Annotated in this window: 19 protein-coding genes and 1 pseudogene; 9 read left to right on the forward strand and 11 right to left on the reverse strand. The window is 57.0% G+C overall.

The features are described from left to right. Positions 1 to 100: 100 nt before the first annotated feature. The 3 genes from pstA to PMYSY11_RS21300 form a co-directional block, all read right to left on the reverse strand. Positions 101 to 1,717, reverse strand: coding sequence for a phosphate ABC transporter permease PstA (gene pstA, locus PMYSY11_RS21290; protein WP_150549625.1), 1,617 nt, complete (start codon positions 1,715 to 1,717; stop codon positions 101 to 103). Between the two features lie 75 nt (positions 1,718 to 1,792). Beyond that, a complete protein-coding gene (locus PMYSY11_RS21295) occupies positions 1,793 to 4,078 on the reverse strand; it encodes an ABC transporter permease subunit (RefSeq protein ID WP_150547915.1) in 2,286 nt (761 codons plus the stop codon). Between the two features lie 170 nt (positions 4,079 to 4,248). Further along, a complete protein-coding gene (locus PMYSY11_RS21300) occupies positions 4,249 to 5,217 on the reverse strand; it encodes a phosphate ABC transporter substrate-binding protein PstS (RefSeq protein ID WP_150547916.1) in 969 nt (322 codons plus the stop codon). A gap of 367 nt (positions 5,218 to 5,584) precedes the next feature. On the opposite strand from PMYSY11_RS21300, the gene PMYSY11_RS21305 reads away from it, so the two are divergent. Then, positions 5,585 to 5,986 (forward strand): acyl-CoA thioesterase, encoded by a 402-nt coding sequence (locus PMYSY11_RS21305; RefSeq protein WP_090512353.1) that lies wholly within the window; start codon positions 5,585 to 5,587, stop codon positions 5,984 to 5,986. Positions 5,987 to 6,077: 91 nt separating this feature from the next. On the opposite strand, the gene PMYSY11_RS21310 is transcribed toward PMYSY11_RS21305, so the two are convergent. From PMYSY11_RS21310 to PMYSY11_RS21320, 3 genes are all read right to left on the reverse strand, one after another. Next, positions 6,078 to 6,401 (reverse strand): helix-turn-helix domain-containing transcriptional regulator, encoded by a 324-nt coding sequence (locus PMYSY11_RS21310; protein WP_150547917.1) that lies wholly within the window; start codon positions 6,399 to 6,401, stop codon positions 6,078 to 6,080. A 5-nt stretch (positions 6,402 to 6,406) separates the two neighbouring features. Next, the gene (locus PMYSY11_RS21315) at positions 6,407 to 6,745 is read right to left on the reverse strand and encodes a type II toxin-antitoxin system RelE/ParE family toxin (protein ID WP_150547918.1); all 339 of its coding nucleotides are present in this window, start codon (positions 6,743 to 6,745) and stop codon (positions 6,407 to 6,409) included. A gap of 136 nt (positions 6,746 to 6,881) precedes the next feature. Continuing rightward, on the reverse strand, positions 6,882 to 7,982 hold the full coding sequence (locus PMYSY11_RS21320; RefSeq protein WP_150547919.1) for a TRAP transporter substrate-binding protein: 1,101 nt from the start codon (positions 7,980 to 7,982) through the stop codon (positions 6,882 to 6,884). Positions 7,983 to 8,378: 396 nt separating this feature from the next. On the opposite strand from PMYSY11_RS21320, the gene PMYSY11_RS21325 reads away from it, so the two are divergent. The 3 genes and pseudogenes from PMYSY11_RS21325 to PMYSY11_RS21335 all read left to right on the forward strand — a co-directional run bounded on the left by PMYSY11_RS21325 (position 8,379) and on the right by PMYSY11_RS21335 (position 11,715). Further along, the gene (locus tag PMYSY11_RS21325; protein WP_090512355.1) at positions 8,379 to 8,924 is read left to right on the forward strand and encodes a TRAP transporter small permease subunit; all 546 of its coding nucleotides are present in this window, start codon (positions 8,379 to 8,381) and stop codon (positions 8,922 to 8,924) included. Next, a pseudogene (locus PMYSY11_RS21330) lies at positions 8,917 to 10,292 on the forward strand (TRAP transporter large permease). Before PMYSY11_RS21325 ends, PMYSY11_RS21330 begins: the two are co-directional and overlap by 8 nt. 517 nt (positions 10,293 to 10,809) lie before the next feature. Further along, on the forward strand, positions 10,810 to 11,715 hold the full coding sequence (locus tag PMYSY11_RS21335; protein WP_150547920.1) for a D-hexose-6-phosphate mutarotase: 906 nt from the start codon (positions 10,810 to 10,812) through the stop codon (positions 11,713 to 11,715). A gap of 2 nt (positions 11,716 to 11,717) precedes the next feature. On the opposite strand, the gene PMYSY11_RS21340 is transcribed toward PMYSY11_RS21335, so the two are convergent. Further along, positions 11,718 to 12,203, reverse strand: coding sequence for an FAD/FMN-containing dehydrogenase (locus PMYSY11_RS21340; RefSeq protein WP_150547921.1), 486 nt, complete (start codon positions 12,201 to 12,203; stop codon positions 11,718 to 11,720). Positions 12,204 to 12,342: 139 nt separating this feature from the next. Between PMYSY11_RS21340 and PMYSY11_RS21345 the strand changes: the two genes are divergently transcribed. Continuing rightward, positions 12,343 to 13,626, forward strand: coding sequence for a glycosyltransferase (locus PMYSY11_RS21345; protein WP_150547922.1), 1,284 nt, complete (start codon positions 12,343 to 12,345; stop codon positions 13,624 to 13,626). 92 nt (positions 13,627 to 13,718) lie between these two features. Here PMYSY11_RS21345 and PMYSY11_RS21350 read toward each other — a convergent pair whose 3' ends face one another. The 4 genes from PMYSY11_RS21350 to purE all read right to left on the reverse strand — a co-directional run bounded on the left by PMYSY11_RS21350 (position 13,719) and on the right by purE (position 16,380). Continuing rightward, on the reverse strand, positions 13,719 to 14,255 hold the full coding sequence (locus PMYSY11_RS21350; protein ID WP_090512366.1) for a DUF3299 domain-containing protein: 537 nt from the start codon (positions 14,253 to 14,255) through the stop codon (positions 13,719 to 13,721). Positions 14,256 to 14,294: 39 nt separating this feature from the next. After that, positions 14,295 to 14,540, reverse strand: coding sequence for a GlsB/YeaQ/YmgE family stress response membrane protein (locus PMYSY11_RS21355; protein WP_069899962.1), 246 nt, complete (start codon positions 14,538 to 14,540; stop codon positions 14,295 to 14,297). A gap of 175 nt (positions 14,541 to 14,715) precedes the next feature. Next, positions 14,716 to 15,801 carry a 5-(carboxyamino)imidazole ribonucleotide synthase gene (locus tag PMYSY11_RS21360; protein ID WP_150547923.1) on the reverse strand — a complete coding sequence of 362 codons (1,086 nt, stop codon included), beginning with the start codon at positions 15,799 to 15,801 and terminating at the stop codon, positions 14,716 to 14,718. Between the two features lie 87 nt (positions 15,802 to 15,888). Then, a complete protein-coding gene (gene purE / locus PMYSY11_RS21365) occupies positions 15,889 to 16,380 on the reverse strand; it encodes a 5-(carboxyamino)imidazole ribonucleotide mutase (protein WP_069899964.1) in 492 nt (163 codons plus the stop codon). Between the two features lie 274 nt (positions 16,381 to 16,654). On the opposite strand from purE, the gene adhP reads away from it, so the two are divergent. The 4 genes from adhP to PMYSY11_RS21385 all read left to right on the forward strand — a co-directional run bounded on the left by adhP (position 16,655) and on the right by PMYSY11_RS21385 (position 21,167). Beyond that, the gene (gene adhP / locus PMYSY11_RS21370) at positions 16,655 to 17,677 is read left to right on the forward strand and encodes an alcohol dehydrogenase AdhP (RefSeq protein ID WP_150547924.1); all 1,023 of its coding nucleotides are present in this window, start codon (positions 16,655 to 16,657) and stop codon (positions 17,675 to 17,677) included. 157 nt (positions 17,678 to 17,834) lie between these two features. Then, complete coding sequence (locus PMYSY11_RS21375) at positions 17,835 to 18,824, forward strand: AraC family transcriptional regulator (RefSeq protein WP_150547925.1); 990 nt, start codon at positions 17,835 to 17,837, stop codon at positions 18,822 to 18,824. Positions 18,825 to 18,967: 143 nt separating this feature from the next. After that, positions 18,968 to 20,005 carry a histone deacetylase family protein gene (locus PMYSY11_RS21380; protein WP_150547926.1) on the forward strand — a complete coding sequence of 346 codons (1,038 nt, stop codon included), beginning with the start codon at positions 18,968 to 18,970 and terminating at the stop codon, positions 20,003 to 20,005. Positions 20,006 to 20,066: 61 nt separating this feature from the next. Next, positions 20,067 to 21,167 (forward strand): polyamine ABC transporter substrate-binding protein, encoded by a 1,101-nt coding sequence (locus PMYSY11_RS21385; protein WP_150547927.1) that lies wholly within the window; start codon positions 20,067 to 20,069, stop codon positions 21,165 to 21,167. Positions 21,168 to 21,989 lie beyond the last annotated feature (822 nt).

Below are 21,989 nucleotides of genomic sequence, written 5' to 3' on the forward strand. Positions count from 1 at the left end.
GCTCCCTACGCTAACAATTTGTTGAGAAACCACTGAAACTCAGGCAATCAGGTTTCAGCGGTTTCTATCTGCGCAGATGCGGGCATCTGCGAAAAAATGATTAATGATCCAGCGCCTTGTACTTCTCGCGCAGGTGGTTACGGATGAATACCGCGCTGAGGTTAAGCAGCGCAATCACCAGCACCAGCAACAGCGCTGTGGCGTATACCAGCGGGCGGGCAGCCTCGACGTTAGGGCTCTGGAAGCCAACGTCATAAATATGGAAGCCCAGGTGCATGATCTTCTGGTCGAGGTGCAAGTAGGGGTAGTTGCCATCAACCGGCAACGACGGCGCCAGCTTGACCACACCCACCAGCATCAGCGGTGCCACTTCACCGGCTGCGCGGGCAACCGCCAGAATCAGACCGGTCATCATTGCCGGGCTGGCCATTGGCAGCACCACTTTCCACAGGGTTTCAGCCTTGGTTGCGCCGAGCGCCAGTGAGCCTTCACGCAGAGCGCGGGGAATCCGTGCCAGGCCTTCTTCGGTCGCCACAATCACCACGGGTACCGCCAGAATGGCCAGCGTCAACGATGCCCATAACAAGCCAGGCGTACCGAAAGTAGGTGCCGGTGCGGCCTCGGGGAAGAAGATCCGGTCGAGCGAGCCGCCCAGTACATAGACGAAGAAGCCCAAACCAAACACCCCGTAAACAATCGCCGGAACCCCGGCAAGGTTGTTTACCGCGATACGGATCGTGCGGGTCAGCGGCCCTTGCTTGGCGTATTCACGCAGGTAGATCGCCGCCAGTACACCAAACGGGGTAACGATGACCGCCATGATCAAGGTCATCATGATGGTGCCGAAAATCGCCGGGAAGATACCGCCTTCGGTGTTAGCCTCACGCGGGTCATCGCTGACGAACTCCCACACCTTGGCGCCATAGAAGCTCAGTTTCTGGCCAATACCCATGGCGTTAGGCTGATAAGCACGAACCACTTTGCCCAGGCTGATTTCCTGCTCGCGGCCATCAACAGTCTTCACTGTTACGGTGTCGCGATTGAACTCCTTGTTGAGCGCGACCAGTTGGGTTTCGAGCACTTTGTACTCGGCATCCCACTGCGCACGCTCAGCGTCGAGATCCGCCTGAGCGGCCGGGCTGAGTTCATCCTTGAGTTCGAGGCTACGCTTTTTCAGGCGCAGGCCTTCCAAGCCGTAGTTGATGCGGCCGATGTCTTTCTTCTCAAGTTTGGTGATCTCGGCATGCAGCTCGTCGATGCGGGTGATGCGCTTTTGCAGCTCATCCCATGCTGCATCGCCCTCAGCGACCAAATTGCCGGACTCTTTGACATTGACCAGATAGCCGTAGAAGTTGCCCCACTCACGGCGCTCCATGACCACCATGTTTTCTGGAGTCTTCTTGTCGCTCATCCACTCATCGACCACCCAGCTGAAGTCCGCGCCGTAAACATCACGGTTACCGACCTTGAACAGTTCACGGGTCATGAACTCGCCGCCTTTGACATCCACCGGCAAGCCGGCAGCCGCCAGACGAGCACGCGGAACTTCTTCAGCCTGCACCAGTTCACCGGCCATCACCCGTGGCGCTTCGCCCGGGATTTGATAAGTGGCTTCAATTACATCGGCTGGCCAGAAGTGCGCCAGACCACGCGTGGCAATTACAGCTAACAGGCCGATGGTCATGATCACGGCGATGGAAACACCGCCGGCTGTCATCCAGACCCAAGGAGAACCGCTCTTGAACCAGGATTTGAGGTTTTTCTTTTTCACAGACGTCTACCTTCCCGAGTCTTAGAGCGAAGCGTATTTCTTACGCAGGCGGGTACGAATGATTTCAGCCAGCGTGTTCATCACGAAGGTGAAGCTCAACAGCACCAGCGCCGACAGGAACAGGATGCGGTAGTGGCTACTGCCCACTTCCGATTCCGGCATTTCCACCGCGACGTTGGCGGCCAGCGTACGCAGGCCTTCAAAGATGTTCATGTCCATGATTGGGGTGTTGCCGGTGGCCATCAGTACAATCATGGTTTCACCAACCGCACGGCCCAGACCGATCATCAGTGCCGAGAAAATACCCGGGCTGGCTGTCAGAATCACCACGCGGGTGAGGGTCTGCCATGGCGTTGCGCCCAGTGCCAGGGAGCCAAATGTAAGGCTCTTGGGCACACTGAACACGGCGTCTTCAGCAATCGAGTAAATGTTCGGAATGACCGCAAAACCCATCGCCAGACCGACCACCAGTGCGTTGCGCTGATCGAAGGCAATACCCAGATCGTTGCTCAGCCACAGGCGCATGTCGCCGCCGAAGAACCAGTTTTCCATGTGTCCGCTCATGCTCAGCGAACCGCCGGCTACCAGCAGAATCACCGGAATCAGCAGAGCGGCTTCCCAGCCATCCGGAACGATCAGGCGGATACGCTCAGGCAAGCGGCCCCAGCCATAGGCGGCAAGCAGAATGCCGATTGGCGTTAGCAACAATAAGCTGAATATGCCGGGCAGATGACCTTCGACATACGGCGCCAGAAACAGGCCGGCGAAGAAACCGAGAATAACCGTCGGCAATGCTTCCATCAGCTCAATGACCGGTTTGACCTTGCCGCGCAGGGCCGGAGCCATGAAGTAGGCGGTATAGATTGCGGCGCAAATTGCCAGTGGCGCAGCCAGCAGCATCGCGTAGAAGGCTGCTTTCAAAGTACCGAACGTCAGCGGCGCGAGGCTCAGCTTCGGCTCGAAATCACTGTTGGCCGAGGTCGACTGCCAGATGTACTTGGGCTCGTCGTAGTTTTCGTACCAGACCTTACCCCACAGCGAACTCCAGGAAACTTCCGGGTGCGGGTTATCAATCTTGTAAGTTTGCAGCGTGCCATTCGACTCGACCAGCACACGCGATGCACGCGGTGACAGGGCCGCGACTGCATCGCCATCAGCAACCTTTTCAACCAGCAGGGTGCGGTGAGCGGTGCTGTGGAAAATACCCATATTGCCTTTCGCGTCCAGCGCCATGAAACCCTTGCGGCGCTCTTCCGGCATGAATTGGGTAATCGGGCTGTCGCTCATCTGGAAGCCGCGAATGTGCGTCAGTACCGACTTGCCGTCGTTGTCACGCACCATGAACCACTGATCAATACCGCCCAGGCTGTTACCAATCAGCAGCGAAATACCGCCCAGCAGTGGGCTCACTGCAGTTACTTCGGCATTGCCCGAAAGCAGGTTGTAACGGCCATTCAGGGTTTTGCTGCGCAGGTCGAACACACTGGCGGCAGACTTGCCATTGAACACATAAAGCCACTGCTGACGCGGGTCGATCAGCATCGAACTGATCGGCTCAGCCATCTGCGGCAGGTTAAGGCGCTCTTGCGACTGCGAGACTTCGCCGGTGAATTCATTTTCTTCATTGGTCATCGACAACACGTGCAATTCATTGCCGGTCGATGCCGAAATAATCAGGTTATCGCCATTCAGGTTCATCGCCACGTGCTCAAGCGGGCGACCTTGCGGGTCAAGGGCGATTGGATCTTCACCGAATGGATATTGCAGAACCGGAGTGATGGTTTTTACGTTGTTGGGGTAGCTGACGGCGTAATTCTGCTTGAACACCAGCGCCTGTCCATTCGACAGACCAATGATCGTGCGGCGGCTGCCCGGCTGATCTTCACTGTGCGAGGTGATGGTGGCACCTTCTGGCAGCGGCAGATCAAAGTTGGTCAGGGCCGAGCCATCTTTCATAGCAAAGAACTGCACGTGGCCTTCAGTATTGAGGCGCATGGCAACCTTGTTCTGCTCTTCCACCGCGAGCATCAGCGGTTTGCCTTCGCCAGCCAACCAGGCAGGCTGCTGTTCGGTTTTTGCCTCGATACTGGCGCCAGAGAAGATCGGCATAACCACGTAGGCGAGGTAGAAAAAAATCAGGGTAATTGCAGCCAGAACGGCCAGGCCGCCGATTGAAACGTACCAGCGCGCCATGCGGTCTTTGAGCGCACGTGAGCGACGCTTGCGCAGCAAGGCGGGCGTATTGAAGTCCAGCCGTTGGCTGCTGTTCGAAGGAGCGGTCATGGTTTCATTGGCCAAGTCGTTCATACAAAAATCTCTGGGGCGGGTTACGCACTCGCGCCGCTGATTAAAGCGGAAGCATGAATTTAACGATCTTGTGTGACAGAAAGATTACAGAGAGGTGACGCGACAACGCCCACCTCTCCAAAGGAGGGCGGGCGTTGCTGCTTGAGGCTATAAGAAGTCTTGAAGACGCCTTACAGGCCCAGGTCCTTCATGGTCTTGGCAACCACTTTGGAAGGCAGCGGGATGTAACCATCCTTGACCACAACTTCCTGACCTTGCTTGGACAGAACCATCTTCACGAATTCAGCTTCCAGCGGGCTCAGAGCCTTGTTTGGAGCCTTGTTCACATAGACGTAAAGGAAGCGCGACAGCGGGTATTTACCTGCCAGAGCGTTACCTTCAGTAGCCTCTTCAGCCACACCGTTCTTGTCCAGCAGCGCGACAGCACGAACGCTGGAGGTCTTGTAGCCAATGCCCGAGTAACCGATGGCGTTGATCGTGCTCGAGATCGACTGCACAACCGAAGCCGAACCCGGCTGCTCGTTCACGTTCGAGCGGAAGTCACCTTTGCACAGGGCTTCTTCTTTGAAGTAACCGTAAGTGCCGGATACCGAGTTACGACCGAACAGCTGTACCGGCTTGCTAGCCCAGTCGCCAGTCAGACCAGCATCACCCCAGGTCTTGATTTCTTTAGCTTCGCCGCAAAGACGGGTGCTCGAGAAGATCGCGTCAACCTGTTGCATGCTCAGGCTTTTGATCGGGTTGTCTTTGTGTACGAATACAGCCAGGGCGTCGATAGCTACCGGGATTGCAGTTGGCTTGTAGCCATACTTTTCTTCAAAAGCCTGCAGCTCGGCATCTTTCATCTTGCGGCTCATCGGGCCGAGGTTGGAAGTGCCCTCAGTCAGCGCAGGTGGCGCGGTAGAAGAACCAGCAGCCTGAATCTGGATATTTACGTTGGGGTAAAGTTTTTTGTAGTTCTCAGCCCAGAGAGTCATCAGGTTGGCCAGGGTGTCAGAGCCTACGCTCGACAAGTTACCCGAGACGCCCGAGGTCTTTTCATAGGTCGGCAGTGCCGGGTCGATAGCGGCTACCGCATTGGCGGTGGCGACACCAGCGGCGACGAAAGTCATGGCCGCCATCAAACGCTTCAGATTCATGCCTTGCTCCTAGCAGAAAGGGTGTTGGAAAGAACGGGGCCATTATCTGCAGGCCTTGTGACCAATCTATGAAAGCAATGTGACAGTTAGATGACCGTGACATCCTTTTGCCACTTTTTATGCTTAAAACATGGCAAAAGTCGGCGAACAGCACGACATAAGCTGTGCTGGCAGTCGCCCAGCGACTGCTCAGTCGGTATACTCTGCATGCCCATGCTTTGAGGGTCTGCTAGCTATTTGACAGCGCAGCCTTTAGACCAGCGCCAAGCATGTGCCGGTTTATGCGTCGCACTCAGGTGCCTCGCAAGCATTTTTACCGTGCTGATACGCGCTGATAACAATAACCGCGCTGAGAGCCGTTAATTAGATGAACGATTTCGAACAGGAAGACCCGATACCACAAGGCGATCTGGCCCTTCAGATCACCGCCCTCCCCCGTGAAACCAATGGTTTTGGTGATATTTTCGGCGGTTGGCTGGTAGCTCAAATGGATTTGGCAGGCACGGCGATGGCCAGCAAGATTGCTGGCGGACGTGTTGCAACCGTTGCAATCGACCGCATGGCGTTTCTGGTGCCGGTAGCCGTTGGCGCGCAATTATCTTTTTATACTCAGGCGCTGGAAGTCGGCCGCAGCTCGATCCAGATGATGGTCGAGGTTTGGAGCGATGATCCGCTCTCAAGCGAGTGGCGCAAGGTAACCGAAGCCGTTTTTGTGTTCGTCGCGATTGATGGCAGCGGGAGAACCCGCTCACTCCCTCCGCGCCGCTGAGCAGTCTGTAAAGCACAGCCAACAGACACAATAAAACGCCGACTCCAACGTCGGCGTTTTTGCATGCGTACGTTTAAGGGCGGGAGTTAGCTCAAGCTGCGCGCACCGCTCGCACTTGAATCTCGACGCCCAGATTGGATCGAATAACCGCCAATATCGCCGCCAGATTATCCATGCTGGGGTTACCGCTGGCAGACAGCATGCGATGCAGGCTTTTGCTGGGCTTGCTGGTTTGCCTGGCAAGCTCTTCAAATCCGACAGTCGCGTTGACTAAATCGCGCAGAATTACTCGGGCGGTTTCAGGTTCGCCGTTGAGGAACAGGCTTGCGGCCTCATCAAGCAGCGACAGAGCAAACTCTGGATCGCGCTGCGCACGCTCGGCGATGGAATGTTTGAAGCTGCGGGTGAGCGCCATATCGGTTACCTCTTTCGCGTTGCCGCACGCTTGCGGCTTTTGTACTCGCGCAATAACTGTGCTGCACGTTTAATGTCGGCTTTCTGGCTGGCCTTGGTGCCACCAGCAAAGAGAATGATCAGCCGCGAGTCTTCTTCTAACAGATAGATTCTGTAGCCTGGCCCCCAATTGATGCGGTACTCGCCCAGCCCATCGAACCATTTGATATTGGCAGTGTTGCCCATTTCCATACGCACAATTGCGGTGGAAACCTTGGCCGCAGCTTGCGCATCCAACGCACAGAACCATGCGTTAAAAGGGCTTGAGTTATCCTCGCGCAAATATTCTTCAACAGTTATCGCCATAAATAATGGTAACTAATATGTTACCAACAAGCAAACGAACTACGGCAATAGTGGCTGGCTGAGTCCCAGCGCGCGGCATTTTCCCCAGACACAAAAACGCCGACTCGAAAGTCGGCGTTTTTGCATATCCGCTAAATTAGCCGCGGATGTTGTAGATGTCTTTCTCGTTGGCCTCGGCGTATTCATACATACGCTCAAGGAATGCGCTCTGCTGAGCCCAAACCTTGGCCGCAACCGGGTCGGCTGCTGCAGTGGCGTCGACGACGCCCGATGCCACTTCCTTGAGCTTGGCCAGCACCTCATCCGGCAGACGACGCACGTCGACGCCTTCTTTCTTCAGCTGCTCCATGGCTTCCATGTTGCGCGTGTTGTAATCGTCGAGCATGTCGCCGTTCACATCACGAGCCGCTGCACGCACGATGGCTTGCAGGTCTTTTGGCAGGCTTTCCCACGCCTTGATGTTGACGTCCAGTTCGAACGTTACGTTCGGCTCTTGCCAGCCTGGTGTGTAGTAGTACTTGGCTGCTTTGTGCAGACCCAGCGCCTGGTCGTTGTACGGACCAATCCACTCGGTAGCGTCGATGGCGCCGGTTTGCAGTGCGGTGAAGATTTCACCCGCCGGCATGTTGACCACAGTACCGCCCATTTTGGTCAGCACTTCGCCGCCCAGGCCCGGAGTACGCATTTTCAGGCCGTTGAAGTCATCAACCGAGTTGATTTCTTTGTTGAACCAGCCAGCGGTTTGCACGCCGGTAGCGCCGCACGCCATTGGCAGTACGCCGAAAGGCTTATACGCCTCTTCCCACAATTCGATGCCGCCACCCTTGTGCAGCCAGGCATTCATTTCCTGGGCATTAGGGCCAAATGGCAAGGCGCAGAAGAACTGGGCAGCAGGCACTTTGCCTTTCCAGTAGTAAGGAGCACCGTGGCCCATTTCAGCAGTACCACGCGAAACAGCGTCGAAGACTTCAAGTGCCGGCACCAGCTCCCCAGCGGCGTAAACCTTGACCTTCAGACGACCATTACTCATCTCATTGACGAGCGTGGCGAAACGTTCGGCACCTACGCCAACGCCCGGAAAGTTTTTTGGCCACGAAGTAACCATCTTCCAGTTAAAAGTCTCACCACCCGCGCCTTTTTGGGGTTCGCCAGCAGTTTTAGCCTCTTCTTTGCAGCCTGCCAAAGCAGTAGCTGCCAGACCTACACCCGCGGCCGCGAGTATTTGACGACGTTTCATTCAATGCTCCTTCTTGTTGTATTGGTCTGACCACAGGATCACTGTTGGCAGACCACGCCTGACTAACATAGGGTGAACTAGCGCTCAAGCCTAGTAGATTCGACTAAAGTTGTAGTGCCATTGCCGCATTATCAACAGGTGCCTAGAATCGCCTGACTTTTCACTGCGTACAGTTTTGCGTGGCGAAAATGGGCTGAAATACGCTCAACTTTTGCTCCGGGCCTGGCCCCTCTGCAGATTAGGGACAATCTGATAACTGCCTTGGGCAGTTTTTTAGTGCCTGCAGAGTAGAAACTGAACAACAATATCACTGCAACTAATTGCTACATGATCGCGCGTCGTGGTTTCAGCTAGCCTGTGCCTGCAATTCTCACCCTATAACGATAAGGACTCCTTATGTCCGACAAGCCCCCACTTCCATTAGCAATCGCTCGTTTCATCGATGCACTGAACATGCGCTTCGGTCAGGCGTGTGCCTGGCTCACCGTATTTCTGGTGCTTGGCACAGCCATCGTTGTGGTTCTGCGTTACGGTTTCGGGATTGGCGCCACCGCCCTGCAAGAAGCTGTGTTGTACGCACACGCCCTTGTGTTCATGGGTGCCTCCGCCTGGACACTGCAACGCAATGCCCACGTTCGAGTGGATATTTTCTACCAGAAGTTCAGCCCGAAACGTCAGGCGCTGGTCGACATCGGCGGCACGCTGCTGTTCCTGCTGCCGCTGTGCCTGTTCCTCGGCTGGAGCAGCTGGGATTACGTCGCCAACTCGTGGGCAACGCATGAAGCGTCCAGCGAGTCCGGCGGCCTGCATTACGTTTATCTGCAAAAAAGCATCATTCTGGTGTTGGTTGTGTCTCTGGTTCTGCAAGGCATCTCCGATCTGATCAAAGGTATTTATCTGCTCGCCGGTCGCCTGCCCGAGCCGGAGGTGAAACATGGCTGAGCTGATGCCGATTCTGCTGTTTATCTGTATCTGCGTGGCCTTGATGGCCGGCTATCCGGTGGCGTTCACCCTCGGTGGTGTATCGCTGGTTTTCGCCGGTATTGGCGTGCTGACCAACACCTTTGATGCAACGTATCTGAGCGCCCTGCCCAACCGCCTGTTCGGCATCATGAACAACCAGACCATGTTGGCGGTGCCGCTATTCGTGTTCATGGGAGTGATGCTGGAGAAGTCCAGGGTTGCTGAAGACCTGCTGGAGTCGATGTCGCGTTTGTTCGGCACTCTGCGTGGCGGTCTGGCCATCTCGGTTTGCGTGGTAGGCGCACTGCTTGCCGCTTCCACCGGTATCGTGGGTGCAACCGTAGTCACCATGGGTTTGCTGGCATTGCCAACCATGTTGCGTCGCGGTTACGACCCGGCCATTTCGACTGGCACACTCGCCGCGACCGGCACGCTGGGCCAGATCATCCCACCGTCGATCGTGCTGGTTTTGCTGGGTGACGTAATGTCCAGCGCCTACCAACAAGCACAGTTGAAGATGGGCATCTTCTCGCCCAAGACCGTCTCGGTGGGTGACCTGTTCGTTGGCGCGTTCCTGCCCGGCATGCTGCTGGTGGGCATGTACATTCTGTACATCATCGCGGTAGCCATTTTTCAGCCGAAAAACTGCCAGCGCTGCCGCAGGAAGAGCTCGGTCCGATCGAGTGGGGCAAGCTGGCCAATGCACTTATCCCGCCGCTGATTCTGATTGCGGCCGTGCTGGGCTCGATCCTTGCCGGTTACGCCACTCCGACAGAAGCTGCGGCGCTGGGTGCTTTGGGCGCAATGGTTCTGGCAACCGTGAAGCGCAAGCTGAACTTCACCCAACTGCGTGAAGTGGCTTACGGCACCACCGAAATCAGCGCGATGGTCTTCATGATCCTCATCGGCGCCTCGCTGTTCTCCCTGGTATTCCGTGGCTTCGGCGGCGAAATCCTGATCGAGGACGTATTCGCGCAATTGCCTGGCGGCGTACTGGGTGCGTTCTTCCTGGTGATGGTGGTGATTTTCTTCCTCGGCTTCATCCTCGACTTCATCGAAATCACCTTCGTGGTGGTGCCGATTGTGGGCCCGGTGTTGCTGGCGATGGGTCTCGACCCGATCTGGTTGGGGGTCATGATTGCACTCAACCTGCAAACATCCTTCCTGACGCCACCGTTTGGTTTTGCGCTGTTCTACCTGCGTGGTGTTACGCCACAGTCGGTTCCGACCAGCACGATCTACAAAGGTGTCGTGCCGTTTATCCTGATTCAGTTGTTCCTGCTGGTGATTGCCTACATGTATCCAGGCTTAATCACGTGGTTGCCTGAGCAGGTTTACGGCAACTAAATTGGCGGGTCAGGTTCGGCCCCTGAGGGCCTGATACTGCGTTGCTGCACCTCGCCATAGATGGCTATGGCTCGGTGCAGCGCCTTGTCTCAGGACCTCAGGCTCACGAACCTGACTCCACCAATTCGGTGATAGCTTGGTTAAGGGCAAGAGCGCTTTTTTTGATGGGCATTTAGAGATTGGCGAATAGCCCTGCGAAAGCAGCTTAGATACAAGCCACGTCAGTGCCGCACCTCAGGTACACGAACCTGACTCCACCATTTCGGTGACATTTGGTTAGAAGCAAAAGCGCTCATCATTTGATGGGCGTTTTTTTATGGGCGAAAAGCCGTGCTAGAGATGGTTAAGGGCAAGAGCGTTTTTTTGACTCTGGCAAAAGACCAGATGGAACAACCTGGTCACAGTCAGAATCAGAGCGGTAGCCGCATTACTCAAACGCCCGTCAGTCGATGGGCGTTTTGCTTTTAGGGGGCGGCTGCGTTCCAATGGTCATCAATGCTTTTTCAGGAATACGCTCATGACGACATATAACGTTGAACGGCTCGAACTGGGCGGATTGAATTGCTGGCAGGTTCGCTACGGCGCTGCCGAGTTATTGGTGACTCAGCAAGGCGCGCAAATTCTCAGTTATCAGCGCGACGGTGAGCCGCCGGTGATCTGGCTGAGTGATTTGGCTGAGCTGCAAGCTGGCAAGAGTCCACGGGGTGGCGTACCGGTTTGCTGGCCGTGGTTTGGCGATTTGCAGCGCAATCCGGCGATTACTCAAGCCATGCACGCCGACCCGCAGAATGCGCCTTTTCATGGCCTGGTGCGGAACATCGACTGGCAGTTGGTCGACATCGAAAGCAGTGCTGCCGGGGTAACGCTGGAGTTCAGCCTTAACACCGCCGAGACGCCGCTGGAAGGCTGGCCGCATCAGGCGGATCTGCGCCTGCACATCCGGCTCGACGAGAAGCTGCATATCGACCTGCACTGCAAGAACATCGGCGACAGCCAGTTGAATATCAGCCAGGCGCTGCACAGCTACTTTGCAGTGAGCGATATTCGTCAGGTTGAAGTTGAAGGCCTCGCCGATTGCCGCTACATCGAAACGCTGGCGGATTGGGAGATTCGCGAGCAGCGCGGCAATATCAAGTTCCACGGCGAAACCGACCGAATCTACCTCAACACGCCGAACGAGCTGAGCATCGTCGACAGCCATTGGCAGCGCCGGATTCGCATGAGCAGCAGCGGCACGCGCTCGGCGGTGGTGTGGAATCCTTGGGTCAAAAAAGCCCAGCAGCTCAGCGAGTTTGCCGACAACGCCTGGCTCGACATGCTCTGTATTGAGCACGCCAACGTGATGGACGACTTGGTGCAACTAAAGCCCGGGGCCGAGCACCATCTGGCGATCAGCCTGTGGAGTGAGGCGTATAGCGACTGATTTCAGTCGCCCGCCCCGCTGTCTTGCGGGGCGGCCTCTAATGCGCCGCGCAATGCAGCTGCATCGGTAAAGTGATGCAGCTCTTCCAGCCGGCCATCCTTGAGTTGCAACCATAGTACGGTCGATTCTGCGACGTCATAGCGCGGCACCACCCGCGACTCGCGATCGAGCAGCACCCGATAGTTGTAATCGCGCATGGCAGGCACTGCGAACATCTTGGCAATCAAGCTGGGCATCTTGCTGATATCGGCGAGAAACACCGCGTTACGCTGCTGCAAATAGCCTTTGGGCTGACCCTGCAACGCCGCTTCAAGCATTTCGGCGCCCTCCATGTCGCGAGCGACCAAAAGCACCTGCAGTTGGTTATCCAATGTGTAGGGCTGCTCGAACTGATCCAGCAAGGTCCAGGACTCCAGGCGCTCTCCTTTCTCCAGCGCCAGCGCCGCGCTCGATAGCAGGCACAACATCAACAGCATCAATGCTTTCATGACTCACTCCCGTTAACCAATTAGCCGCAGGCAGATTAAAGCACTGATTACGGCTTCCCGATGGGCCACAATGCCTGCCGGATATCCAAGCCAGCCTCTGTATAATCGCCGACCTCAGCTCCTTTTGATAAGCGCCCGCATGCACAAAATTCTGGTAATCGGTTACGTCTGGCCCGAACCCCGCTCATCTGCGGCGGGTAGCCGCATGATCGAGTTGCTCGAACTGTTCCGAAAGCAGGGCTGGAGCGTGAGTTTTGCCAGTGCTGCGGCGTTATCAGAGCACCGTGCAGACCTCAGCTCTCTGCAAATCCCGGAGCTGCAAATCGCCCTCAACTGCGACAGCTTTGATGCGCTGGTGAGCGAGCTGCAGCCAGACATGGTGCTGTTTGACCGTTACTTCACCGAAGAACAATTCGCCTGGCGGGTGGAACGGGCCTGGCCGCAAGCCCTGCGCGTGCTCGATACCAGTGACCTGCATTGCCTGCGCGATGCCCGCCAGCATCTGCTGAAAACCGCCCAGCAAGCCTGCGACTCGGAAGCTAAACGCCATCAGGTGCCGGCAGTAACGGCCGACATGGACACGCTCTATCAGGTGATGGCGAGCCATGACATGGCCCAGCGCGAAATCGCCGCGATCTACCGCAGCGACCTGACGCTGATGATTTCTGATTTCGAGGTGCAACTGCTGCAACAGCGCTTTGGCGTGCCGCCAGCATTGCTCATGCACAACCCGTTAATGCTGATTCCGCCGGTGGTTGAGCCGTTACCTTTCGAGCAGCGCCAACACTTCATCAGCATTGGCAACTTCCGCCATGCGCCTAACTGGGATTCGGTGTTATGGCTGAAGAACGTGCTGTGGCCAATGGTGCGCCAACGCCTGCCCAATGCGCAATTGCATGTTTATGGCGCTTATCCACCGCCGAAAGCCACCGCATTGCATAACCCCAAACAGGGTTTTCTGGTGCTGGGCTGGGCGGATGATGCGCATGAAGTGATGACGCGCGCACGCGTATGCCTCGCGCCGCTGCGTTTTGGCGCGGGCATCAAAGGCAAGCTGGCGGATGCAATGGCCTGCGGCACGCCCAATGTCACCACGGCCATTGGCAGCGAAGGCATGCACGGTGAATTGGCCTGGGGCGGGGCAATCGTGGCGGATGCCGAGGCATTTGCCGAGGCGGCTGTAGCGCTGCATGAAGACCCGACGTTGTGGCAGCAAGCTCAGGACAATGGCCGGACCATTCTTGAGCAACGCTTTGCGCGTGAACCGTTGGGCGATGAGTTGATTGCGCGGCTCCAGCGGCTATTTGAGCAGCGCGAACAACACCGTGTGGATAACTTTATTGGCCGCATGCTGCGCCATCACACGCTCAAAAGCACTCAATACATGTCGCAATGGATAGCCGCCAAAACCGCGGCAAAGTAGGCGCTGCAAACGGCTGTGCTTGAGATAGCGGCGCAACCAAAGAAGCCTGTACACCTGAGCGGTGAGTACCGGCGAGCCATGAATCAACAGCGTCAGAGGTCGTCTTCTTCCACCATCCGCACGCTGTCGGCGGTCATGGCGTAAGCCGCGTTGGCGAGGTCGTTATTCACGGTTTCGATCTGCAACTTGCCGCTGATCCAGATTGGCGCGTAGATATCACTGAGTTCGATGCCCTGTGGATAACGCACCAGCACCAATTGATTGGGCGGTGGAGGCGGCACATGAATGCAGGCGCCCGGATAAGGCACGAGGAAGAACTCGGTACTGCGGCCCTGATTGTCGGTTTCGAGCGGCACTGGGTATCCGCCTAAACGCATGACCTTGCCATCGAGGGCGGCCACGGTTTTAGCCGAGTACATCACGGCTGGCAGCTCTTTATCCTGCTGCTTGAGGCCGCCCGGCGAATAGAACGTACCGTCTTGCTCTGGGGTGTCATGCGTGATTTCTGGCATGTCTTCCAGCGCCTGACGATCGTCCGGCGGCATCAACTCCAGCCAGTCCGTCTCGGGTAACTGCGCCATCGCAACACTACTGGCCAACAACAGCGAAGTTATCCACAGACGGCGCATCAACTCGAGTTTCCTTATGCAGTAGGCGGTTTCAGCCGATTATTTCTTCTTGATCATACCGTAGATGAACAACAGGACCACAGCACCCACAACGGCACCGATAAACCCTGCGCCCTGCCCGGCCTGGTAGATGCCCAGCGCCTGACCGCCATAGGTCGCTGCCACTGAACCGGCGATACCCAGAATGATGGTCATGATCCAGCCGAGGCTGTCATCGCCCGGCTTGAGGAAGCGTGCAAGCAGCCCAACAATGAGTCCGATGAAAATCGTGCCGATAATGCCCATAGCGTGCTCTCCGTGTAGATGGGGTCGTCCAATGCAGGCAGCTAACGGCCTTGCGCTGCGGCTCTGCGGTGTTGAACAGGAATTATTCTAGTTCAAACATGGCGACAGGCTATCAGATAGCCTACAACCTCAGAGGTTCAATGCGCGCCACGGAGCGAGGCGCGCATTGGGCGGATCAAACGGCTTTGATCAGGCTCTGCACTTGGCTGATCTTCTGATCAAGCGTGGCGCGGTCAGCACAACGCAACGTAGCGTGACCGACTTTGCGACCAACCTTGAATGCCTTGCCGTAGTGATGCAGATGGCAGTCATCAATGGCGGTCACTTTATCCACAGGCGGCACTTCACCGATGAAGTTGAGCATGGCGCTCTCGCCCACTTTGGCGGTTGAGCCCAGTGGCAGGCCGGCGATCGCACGCAGGTGGTTTTCGAACTGGCTGCACTCGGCGCCTTCGATGGTCCAGTGGCCAGAGTTATGCACGCGCGGGGCAATCTCGTTGGCCTTAAGGCCGCCATCGATTTCGAAAAACTCGAACGCCATCACGCCGACATAATCCAGCTGCTTGAGCACACGGCCAACGTAATCTTCGGCGAGGCTTTGCAGGGGGTGATCGGTGCTGGCAATCGACAGTTCCAGAATCCCGCTGTTGTGCGTGTTGTGCACCAACGGATAGAACCGCGTTTCGCCATCACGGCCACGCACAGCCACCAGCGAGACTTCACCGGTGAAGGGTACAAAGCCTTCCAGAATGCACGGCACGCTGCCCAACTCGGCAAATGCTCCGGTTACATCCTGCTCGCTGCGCAGCACTTTCTGGCCCTTGCCGTCGTAACCCAGCGTGCGGGTTTTCATCACGGCAGGCAGGCCGATGCTGGCAACGGCGGCGTCGAGATCGGCTTGCGACTGAATATCGGCGAACGCGGGGGTCGGAATGCCCAGGTCCTTGAACATCGACTTTTCGAACCAGCGGTCACGGGCAATGCGCAGGGCTTCGGCGCCTGGATATACGGGCACGAACTGCGAAAGAAAGGCGACAGTCTCAGCCGGCACGCTTTCGAATTCGAACGTGACCAGATCAACCTCGTCGGCCAGTTGGCGCAGGTGATCCTGATCCGCGTAATCCGCACGGATATGCTCGCCCAACGCTTGCGCGCAAGCATCCGGGGCCGGATCAAGGAAGGCGAAGTTCATGCCCAGCGGCGTGCCCGCCAGTGACAACATACGGCCCAACTGGCCGCCACCGATTACACCGATTTTCATTGCAAGGCCCCTTTTCGCAGGTGGCAGATCAACCAAAATTTTACCGCTACAACGCCATTGAAAACGGGCCGCGAGGGCCCGTTAAACTTATGCGTTGCGCGGGTCCGAGTTTGCCAGAACGGTCTCGGTTTGCTCTTCACGGAACGCTTTCAGCGCCGTGTGGAACTGCGGATGCTGGTGGCCGAGAATACTCGCCGCGAGCAATGCCGCGTTGACCGCACCGGCCTTGCCAATCGCCAGCGTCGCCACCGGAACACCGGCTGGCATCTGCACGATAGACAGCAGTGAGTCGACACCCGAGAGCATGGACGACTGCACCGGCACACCCAGAACCGGCAAGTGGGTCTTGGCGGCGCACATGCCCGGCAGGTGGGCTGCACCACCGGCACCGGCGATGATCACCTGAATGCCACGGCCTTCTGCCTCGTCAGCATATTGAAACAACAGATCCGGAGTGCGGTGGGCAGACACCACTTTAACTTCGTAAGGAATGCCCAGCTTGTCCAGCATCTCGGCGGTGTGGCTAAGGGTGGACCAATCGGACTTGGAGCCCATGATCACGCCAACCAGTGCGCTCATCGTCGTGCCTCTTCATTGTGCGCCCGCTGGCGCGTCTAAAACCAACAAGCCACGTGAGTCAAACTCGCGTGGCTTGTGAATAGTTCAGGCTGGGCTCTGCCAGCCAAAGGCCGCGCAGTATACCGCAAAGGTGATGGCAATGAGCAGTGCCACTGACCGTTTGTCCAGAGTCTGCGGGCCGCCAGTGCAAACTGACTAGATTATGTTCTGTGTCAATTGTCTCGCTTACCAGCGGAGCAAACTCCACCGATTACATTGTCATGGGAGTTTCAACATGCCACAGACCATGAAAGCAGCCGTGGTGCATACCTTCGGTGAGCCTTTACGCATTGAAGAAGTCAAAGTGCCAATGCCCGGGCCGGGCCAGATTCTGGTCAAAATCGAAGCCACCGGGGTTTGCCATACCGACTTGCACGCCGCCGAGGGAGACTGGCCCGTGAAGCCAAGCCTGCCGTTTATACCGGGCCACGAAGGCGTGGGTTATGTGGCTGCCGTGGGCAGTGGCGTCACCCGGGTGAAGGAAGGTGATCGCGTCGGCGTGCCGTGGCTGTATACCGCCTGCGGTTGCTGCGAGCACTGCATTACTGGCTGGGAAACCCTCTGCGAAAGCCAAGAAAATACCGGTTACTCGGTAAACGGCAGCTACGCCGAATATGTACTGGCAGACCCTGACTACGTGGGGATTTTGCCGAAGAACATTGGCTTTGTAGAAATCGCGCCGATTCTCTGTGCGGGCGTGACTGTTTACAAAGGCCTGAAGATCACCGGCGCACGCCCTGGCCAGTGGGTCGCGATCTCTGGAATCGGCGGTTTGGGCCACGTTGCCGTGCAATACGCACGCGCCATGGGCCTGCATGTTGCGGCCATTGATGTCGACGACAGCAAACTCGACCTCGCGCGCAGACTCGGTGCAGAACTCACCGTAAACGCACGCAATGAAGACCCCGCAACGGTGATTCAGCGCGACATTGGCGGCGCTCACGGCGTACTGGTTACCGCGGTGTCTAACAGCGCGTTTGGTCAGGCCATTGGGGCAGCGCGGCGCGGCGGCACGGTTGCTCTGGTCGGCCTGCCGCCAGGTGATTTCCCTGCGCCGATTTTCGATGTGGTGCTAAAAGCCATCAGCATTACCGGCTCCATTGTCGGCACCCGCGCAGACTTGCAGGAAGCCATGGAGTTCGCCGGAGAAGGCCTGGTCAAGGCAACCTGCACCACCGATAAACTGGACAACATCAACATCATCCTCGACCAGATGCGCGCCGGCAAAATTGAAGGCCGCACCGTACTGGAGTTCTAAAACCGTGAGAAGAAATGCCTCGTCGCGCGGTTAGCCCAGGCATTTCTTCTCGTCCCACCTGATTCACCCCTCTGCTCTGCTGTTGGCGTCCTGCACGCGGACGGCGGCATACATCTTGCTGTTTATTGGCCAATCTCAGCCATTGGATTCGGCAACGATGCACGCCCAAGTGACAACTCTGCACGTAGTGTCCATGACCCTCGAATATTTTGCCGACACGGCTGTGCCAGTCTCGCGCCTGCTCGAAGCGAGCGGCATCCAGCCTGCCGACCTGAGTGGCAACAACAGCCGCATCACGCCCCATCAGGAACTTCAGGTGTGCGCCAACGGCCTGACCTTGCGTGAAGATCTCGGGCTCGAACTGGGCCAGCGCATGCACATCTCCGCTTACGGCATTCTCGGTTACGCCGCGCTATCAAGTGCCACTTTTGGTGACGCCTGGCGGCTTATGCTCGAGTATCCGGCGCTGCTCGGCACCTACTTCAAACTGGACTTGAACGTTGAGGGTGAGCTGGCCTGGGTCAGCGCCAGCAACTACCAGCAGCGCCCTGAGCTTGAGGTTTTCAATGTCGAGATGTGCCTCGCCTCACTGCGAACGGTGTGCGCCGACTTGCTCGGCCAAGTCCTGCCTTTGAGCGCCGCGCAATTTAGGTACAGTGAGCCGACGTACTCAAACCGCTATGCCAACAGTTTTGATTGCCCGGTTAGGTTTGATGCGCCCAGCAATGCGTTCGCCTTCCCTGCCAGCTGGCTGACAAAACGCCTGCCGCTGGCGGACGCAATTACTCATCAAGACACGCTCATGTGCTGTCGCAAGCTGAACAGCGAACTGTCGGCCCGACAGATATGGCTGGCACGCATTCGCGAACTGCTCGCCGGACAACTGGCCGACTCGCCAGGCCTAGAACAACTGGCGCAGCAGATGCACTGCTCACCACGCACCCTGCGCCGCCACTTGCAGGCGCTCGGCACGCATTATCAAGAGCTGCTGGATGACCTGCGGTTTGAGCGAGCCAAAGACTTGCTCTGCCAGGAAGGCTGGCCGGTGGGTCGGATTGCCGAGGAACTTGGCTTTAGTGAAAGCGCCAGTTTCCGGCATGCCTTTCAACGCTGGAGTGGCATCGCACCGAGCCATTTTCGCCCTTGATTCATTCACTCAAAAACAACTGATGGACAAGCATGGCCGCAAAATTTGGCCAGATTTATCCCCTTTTGGCCACTATCGACGTTTTCGCAAACGCAACTTAGGCAAACAATGGGGCATAACAAGTACACACCGAGAGCCCAGCCATGCTGACCATCTACAGTGACGACCACCACTTGCATCACGGCAAATGCGAGTTGATCGACGGGCAATTGATGCCCTGTTTTGAGAAACCGCAGCGCGCCGACCATATCTTGCAGCGTGTGCAGAATCAGAACTTGGGTGAGGTACGCGGCCCGGAAGACTTCGGTCGCGAACCATTGCTGCGGATTCACACCCGTGAATATCTGGACTTCTTCGAAGGTGCTTGGTCACGTTGGGCGGCTCAGGGCGGCACCAGCGATTTAATGCCGTACACCTTCGCCGCGCGCAATTTGCGCCAGAAGCTGCCCAACCATTTGCACGGTGAGCTGGGCTATTACAGCTTCGACGGCGGTGCTCCAATCACCGCGGGCACATGGCAAGCCGCGTACAGCGCCGCACAGGTCGCGCTGACCGCACAACGTGAAATCAGCAACGGCTCGCACACAGCATTTGCCCTGTGTCGTCCACCTGGCCACCACGCGGCCGGCGATGTAATGGGCGGCTATTGCTACCTCAACAACGCCGCCATCGCAGCGCAGGCGTTCCTCGATCAGGGCAGCAAGCGCGTGGCCATTCTCGATGTCGATTACCACCACGGTAACGGCACCCAGTCGATTTTCTACAACCGCAAAGACGTGCTGTTCACCTCGATCCACGGCGATCCGGCTGCAGAGTTTCCATTCTTTCTGGGCTATGCCGATGAGCCGGGTGAAGGCGAAGGTGAAGGCTACAACTTCAATTACCCACTCCCTGCCGGCAGCGGCTGGAGCGAGTGGAGCGCCGCGCTGGAACAAGCCTGCGCAGAGATCAGCCGCTACGACGCCGACGTGATCATCGTCTCGCTGGGCGTCGATACATTCAAAGAAGACCCAATTTCGCAGTTCAAGCTCGACAGCCCGGACTACTTAAAAATGGGCGAACGAATTGCGGCGCTCGGCAAACCGACTCTGTTTGTAATGGAGGGTGGTTACGCCGTCGAAGAAATCGGCATCAATGCCGTCAACGTACTCAAAGGTTTTGAAACAGTCTGCCGCCCCTAAAAGACCGCAAGTCCCGCTCAGGGATTCGCGGTTCTAATAAAACTAACAAGGACGCATCACTATGAAGAAGCTTTGCACTTTGATTGGCGCCGCAATTTGCGGCACCGCCATGCTGGCCAGCGCAGCCCATGCTGCGGAGCGTGAGTTACGGGTTTATAACTGGGCCGACTACATTCTGCCTTCAGTGCCCAAAGACTTCGCCAAGAAATCCGGCATCAAGCTGACTTGGGACGTATTCGATACCAACGAATCGCTGGAAGCAAAATTGCTCGCCGGTAACTCGGGCTACGACTTGGTTGTGCCGAGCAACACCTTCCTCGACACCCAGATCAAGGCAGACGTGTTCCAGAAGCTCGACAAGAGCAAGCTGCCTAACTGGAAAAACCTCGACCCACAGCTGCTAAAGCTGATGTCCGCCAATGACCCGGGCAACGAACACGCCGTGCCTTACATGTACGGCACCGTGATCATCGGTTTCAACCCGGAAAAGGTCAAAGCGGTACTGGGTGACGATGCGCCGGTGGACAGCTGGGATCTGGTGTTCAAAGAGGAGAACATCAGCAAGCTCAAGCAGTGCGGCGTAGCGATGCTCGATTCACCCGGCGATATCATGCCGATTGCCCTGCATTACCTTGGTCTGGACCCAAACAGCACCAAAACGGCCGACTATAAAAAGGCCACGGATCTGATGCTGAAGATCCGTCCGAACATCGCCTACTTCCACTCGGCCAAATACATGACCGACATCGCCAACGGCAACATCTGCGTTGCAGTCGGCTACTCGGGGAGCTTCTATCAATTCGCCAACCGTGCCAAGGAAGCCGGTAATGGCGTAGTGGTGGACTGGCGTTTGCCGAAGGAAGGCGCGCCGCTGTGGTTCGACTCGTTCGCCATTCCGAAAAGCGCACAGAACGTTGCTGAAGCGCATGAGTTCCTCAACAACCTGCTCGACCCGGAAGTGATCGGCCCAACCAGTAACTTCCTCGGCTACCCGAACCCGAACAAGGCATCGATGCCATTGATCAAGGCTGAAATTCGCGACAATCCGGGCCTGACGCCGACCGCCGAAGCGCAGAAAACCCTGTATGTGTTGCAGCCTCTGCCGCAGAAAGCCGAACGCGCAAGAACCCGTGCCTGGACCAAGATTAAATCGGGGACTTGAGTAGATACGGCTAAGCGCAATGACCAGCCGGAGGACGGAATCCGCATCGCAGCTTCCGCCATAGCGTTTTCGCGGGTCGATTTGGGATTGGTGGTGTTGCGCACATCGTCCGACGGATTGCGTTGCTACGCGCCGCTATCCATCCTCCGGGTGTTTGTGATTATCGAGGACATGTCGGGACGGCGTTATGGCTTCCACGGATCGACTCGGGATGGGTGGCGTGGCGCAAATTGCTCGACGGATTGCGTTACTTTGCGCCGCTATCCATCCTCCGGGTGTTGGTGATTATCGGGGGCGCGGCCTGCGGAGGATGGAATCCGCATCGCGGCTTCCGTCATGGCGGATGGCCTGCGGTTCTCGTTCTGCTCTTGATTGGTTTTTGGGTTTTGAACGCTGGCGCTAAGCCTGAATTTCGGGCGTTCTCTCGTCACCTTTTCGCCCTTACGGCGAGTCACTTTTCACAATCGATTGAAAAGTGACCAAAAGATCTTGCCCCTCCATTGGGCCTCGCGGCGCTCGGCTTCCCGCATTCCATCGTTGCTCCGTGGGCACGTCGCGATGGGCCGTCCTTGGCCCAACGCAACTCTCGCCGCATCCATGCGGCTCAACCCTCTGCACAACGATTGCATTTGGCCGGCTGGAATGGGGCGTTTGCGGTGTTTGGGCTTTTGCTGATTGGCTTGGGGATGTTTGGTTTCGCTGCTTTATGGCGGATTGGGGTATCGACTCGGGATTGGTGGTGTTGCGCAAATTGTCTGACGGATTGCGTTGCTTCGCGCCGCTATCCATCCTCCGGGGGTTTGTGATTATCGGGGGCGTGGC

It is taken from the genome of Pseudomonas marincola (assembly GCF_900682675.2).
Lineage (GTDB): Bacteria > Pseudomonadota > Gammaproteobacteria > Pseudomonadales > Pseudomonadaceae > Aquipseudomonas > Aquipseudomonas marincola.

What these genes read in the sequence shown, in the direction of transcription:
- pstA (WP_150549625.1), bottom strand. Translation starts at nt 1,717, where the DNA reads ATGACAGCCGGCGGTGTTTCCATCGCCGTGATCATGACCATCGGCCTG.
- PMYSY11_RS21295 (WP_150547915.1), bottom strand. Translation starts at nt 4,078, where the DNA reads ATGAACGACTTGGCCAATGAAACCATGACCGCTCCTTCGAACAGCAGC.
- PMYSY11_RS21300 (WP_150547916.1), bottom strand. Translation starts at nt 5,217, where the DNA reads ATGAATCTGAAGCGTTTGATGGCGGCCATGACTTTCGTCGCCGCTGGT.
- PMYSY11_RS21305 (WP_090512353.1), top strand. Translation starts at nt 5,585, where the DNA reads ATGAACGATTTCGAACAGGAAGACCCGATACCACAAGGCGATCTGGCC.
- PMYSY11_RS21310 (WP_150547917.1), bottom strand. Translation starts at nt 6,401, where the DNA reads ATGGCGCTCACCCGCAGCTTCAAACATTCCATCGCCGAGCGTGCGCAG.
- PMYSY11_RS21315 (WP_150547918.1), bottom strand. Translation starts at nt 6,745, where the DNA reads ATGGCGATAACTGTTGAAGAATATTTGCGCGAGGATAACTCAAGCCCT.
- PMYSY11_RS21320 (WP_150547919.1), bottom strand. Translation starts at nt 7,982, where the DNA reads ATGAAACGTCGTCAAATACTCGCGGCCGCGGGTGTAGGTCTGGCAGCT.
- PMYSY11_RS21325 (WP_090512355.1), top strand. Translation starts at nt 8,379, where the DNA reads ATGTCCGACAAGCCCCCACTTCCATTAGCAATCGCTCGTTTCATCGAT.
- PMYSY11_RS21335 (WP_150547920.1), top strand. Translation starts at nt 10,810, where the DNA reads ATGACGACATATAACGTTGAACGGCTCGAACTGGGCGGATTGAATTGC.
- PMYSY11_RS21340 (WP_150547921.1), bottom strand. Translation starts at nt 12,203, where the DNA reads ATGAAAGCATTGATGCTGTTGATGTTGTGCCTGCTATCGAGCGCGGCG.
- PMYSY11_RS21345 (WP_150547922.1), top strand. Translation starts at nt 12,343, where the DNA reads ATGCACAAAATTCTGGTAATCGGTTACGTCTGGCCCGAACCCCGCTCA.
- PMYSY11_RS21350 (WP_090512366.1), bottom strand. Translation starts at nt 14,255, where the DNA reads ATGCGCCGTCTGTGGATAACTTCGCTGTTGTTGGCCAGTAGTGTTGCG.
- PMYSY11_RS21355 (WP_069899962.1), bottom strand. Translation starts at nt 14,540, where the DNA reads ATGGGCATTATCGGCACGATTTTCATCGGACTCATTGTTGGGCTGCTT.
- PMYSY11_RS21360 (WP_150547923.1), bottom strand. Translation starts at nt 15,801, where the DNA reads ATGAAAATCGGTGTAATCGGTGGCGGCCAGTTGGGCCGTATGTTGTCA.
- purE (WP_069899964.1), bottom strand. Translation starts at nt 16,380, where the DNA reads ATGAGCGCACTGGTTGGCGTGATCATGGGCTCCAAGTCCGATTGGTCC.
- adhP (WP_150547924.1), top strand. Translation starts at nt 16,655, where the DNA reads ATGCCACAGACCATGAAAGCAGCCGTGGTGCATACCTTCGGTGAGCCT.
- PMYSY11_RS21375 (WP_150547925.1), top strand. Translation starts at nt 17,835, where the DNA reads ATGCACGCCCAAGTGACAACTCTGCACGTAGTGTCCATGACCCTCGAA.
- PMYSY11_RS21380 (WP_150547926.1), top strand. Translation starts at nt 18,968, where the DNA reads ATGCTGACCATCTACAGTGACGACCACCACTTGCATCACGGCAAATGC.
- PMYSY11_RS21385 (WP_150547927.1), top strand. Translation starts at nt 20,067, where the DNA reads ATGAAGAAGCTTTGCACTTTGATTGGCGCCGCAATTTGCGGCACCGCC.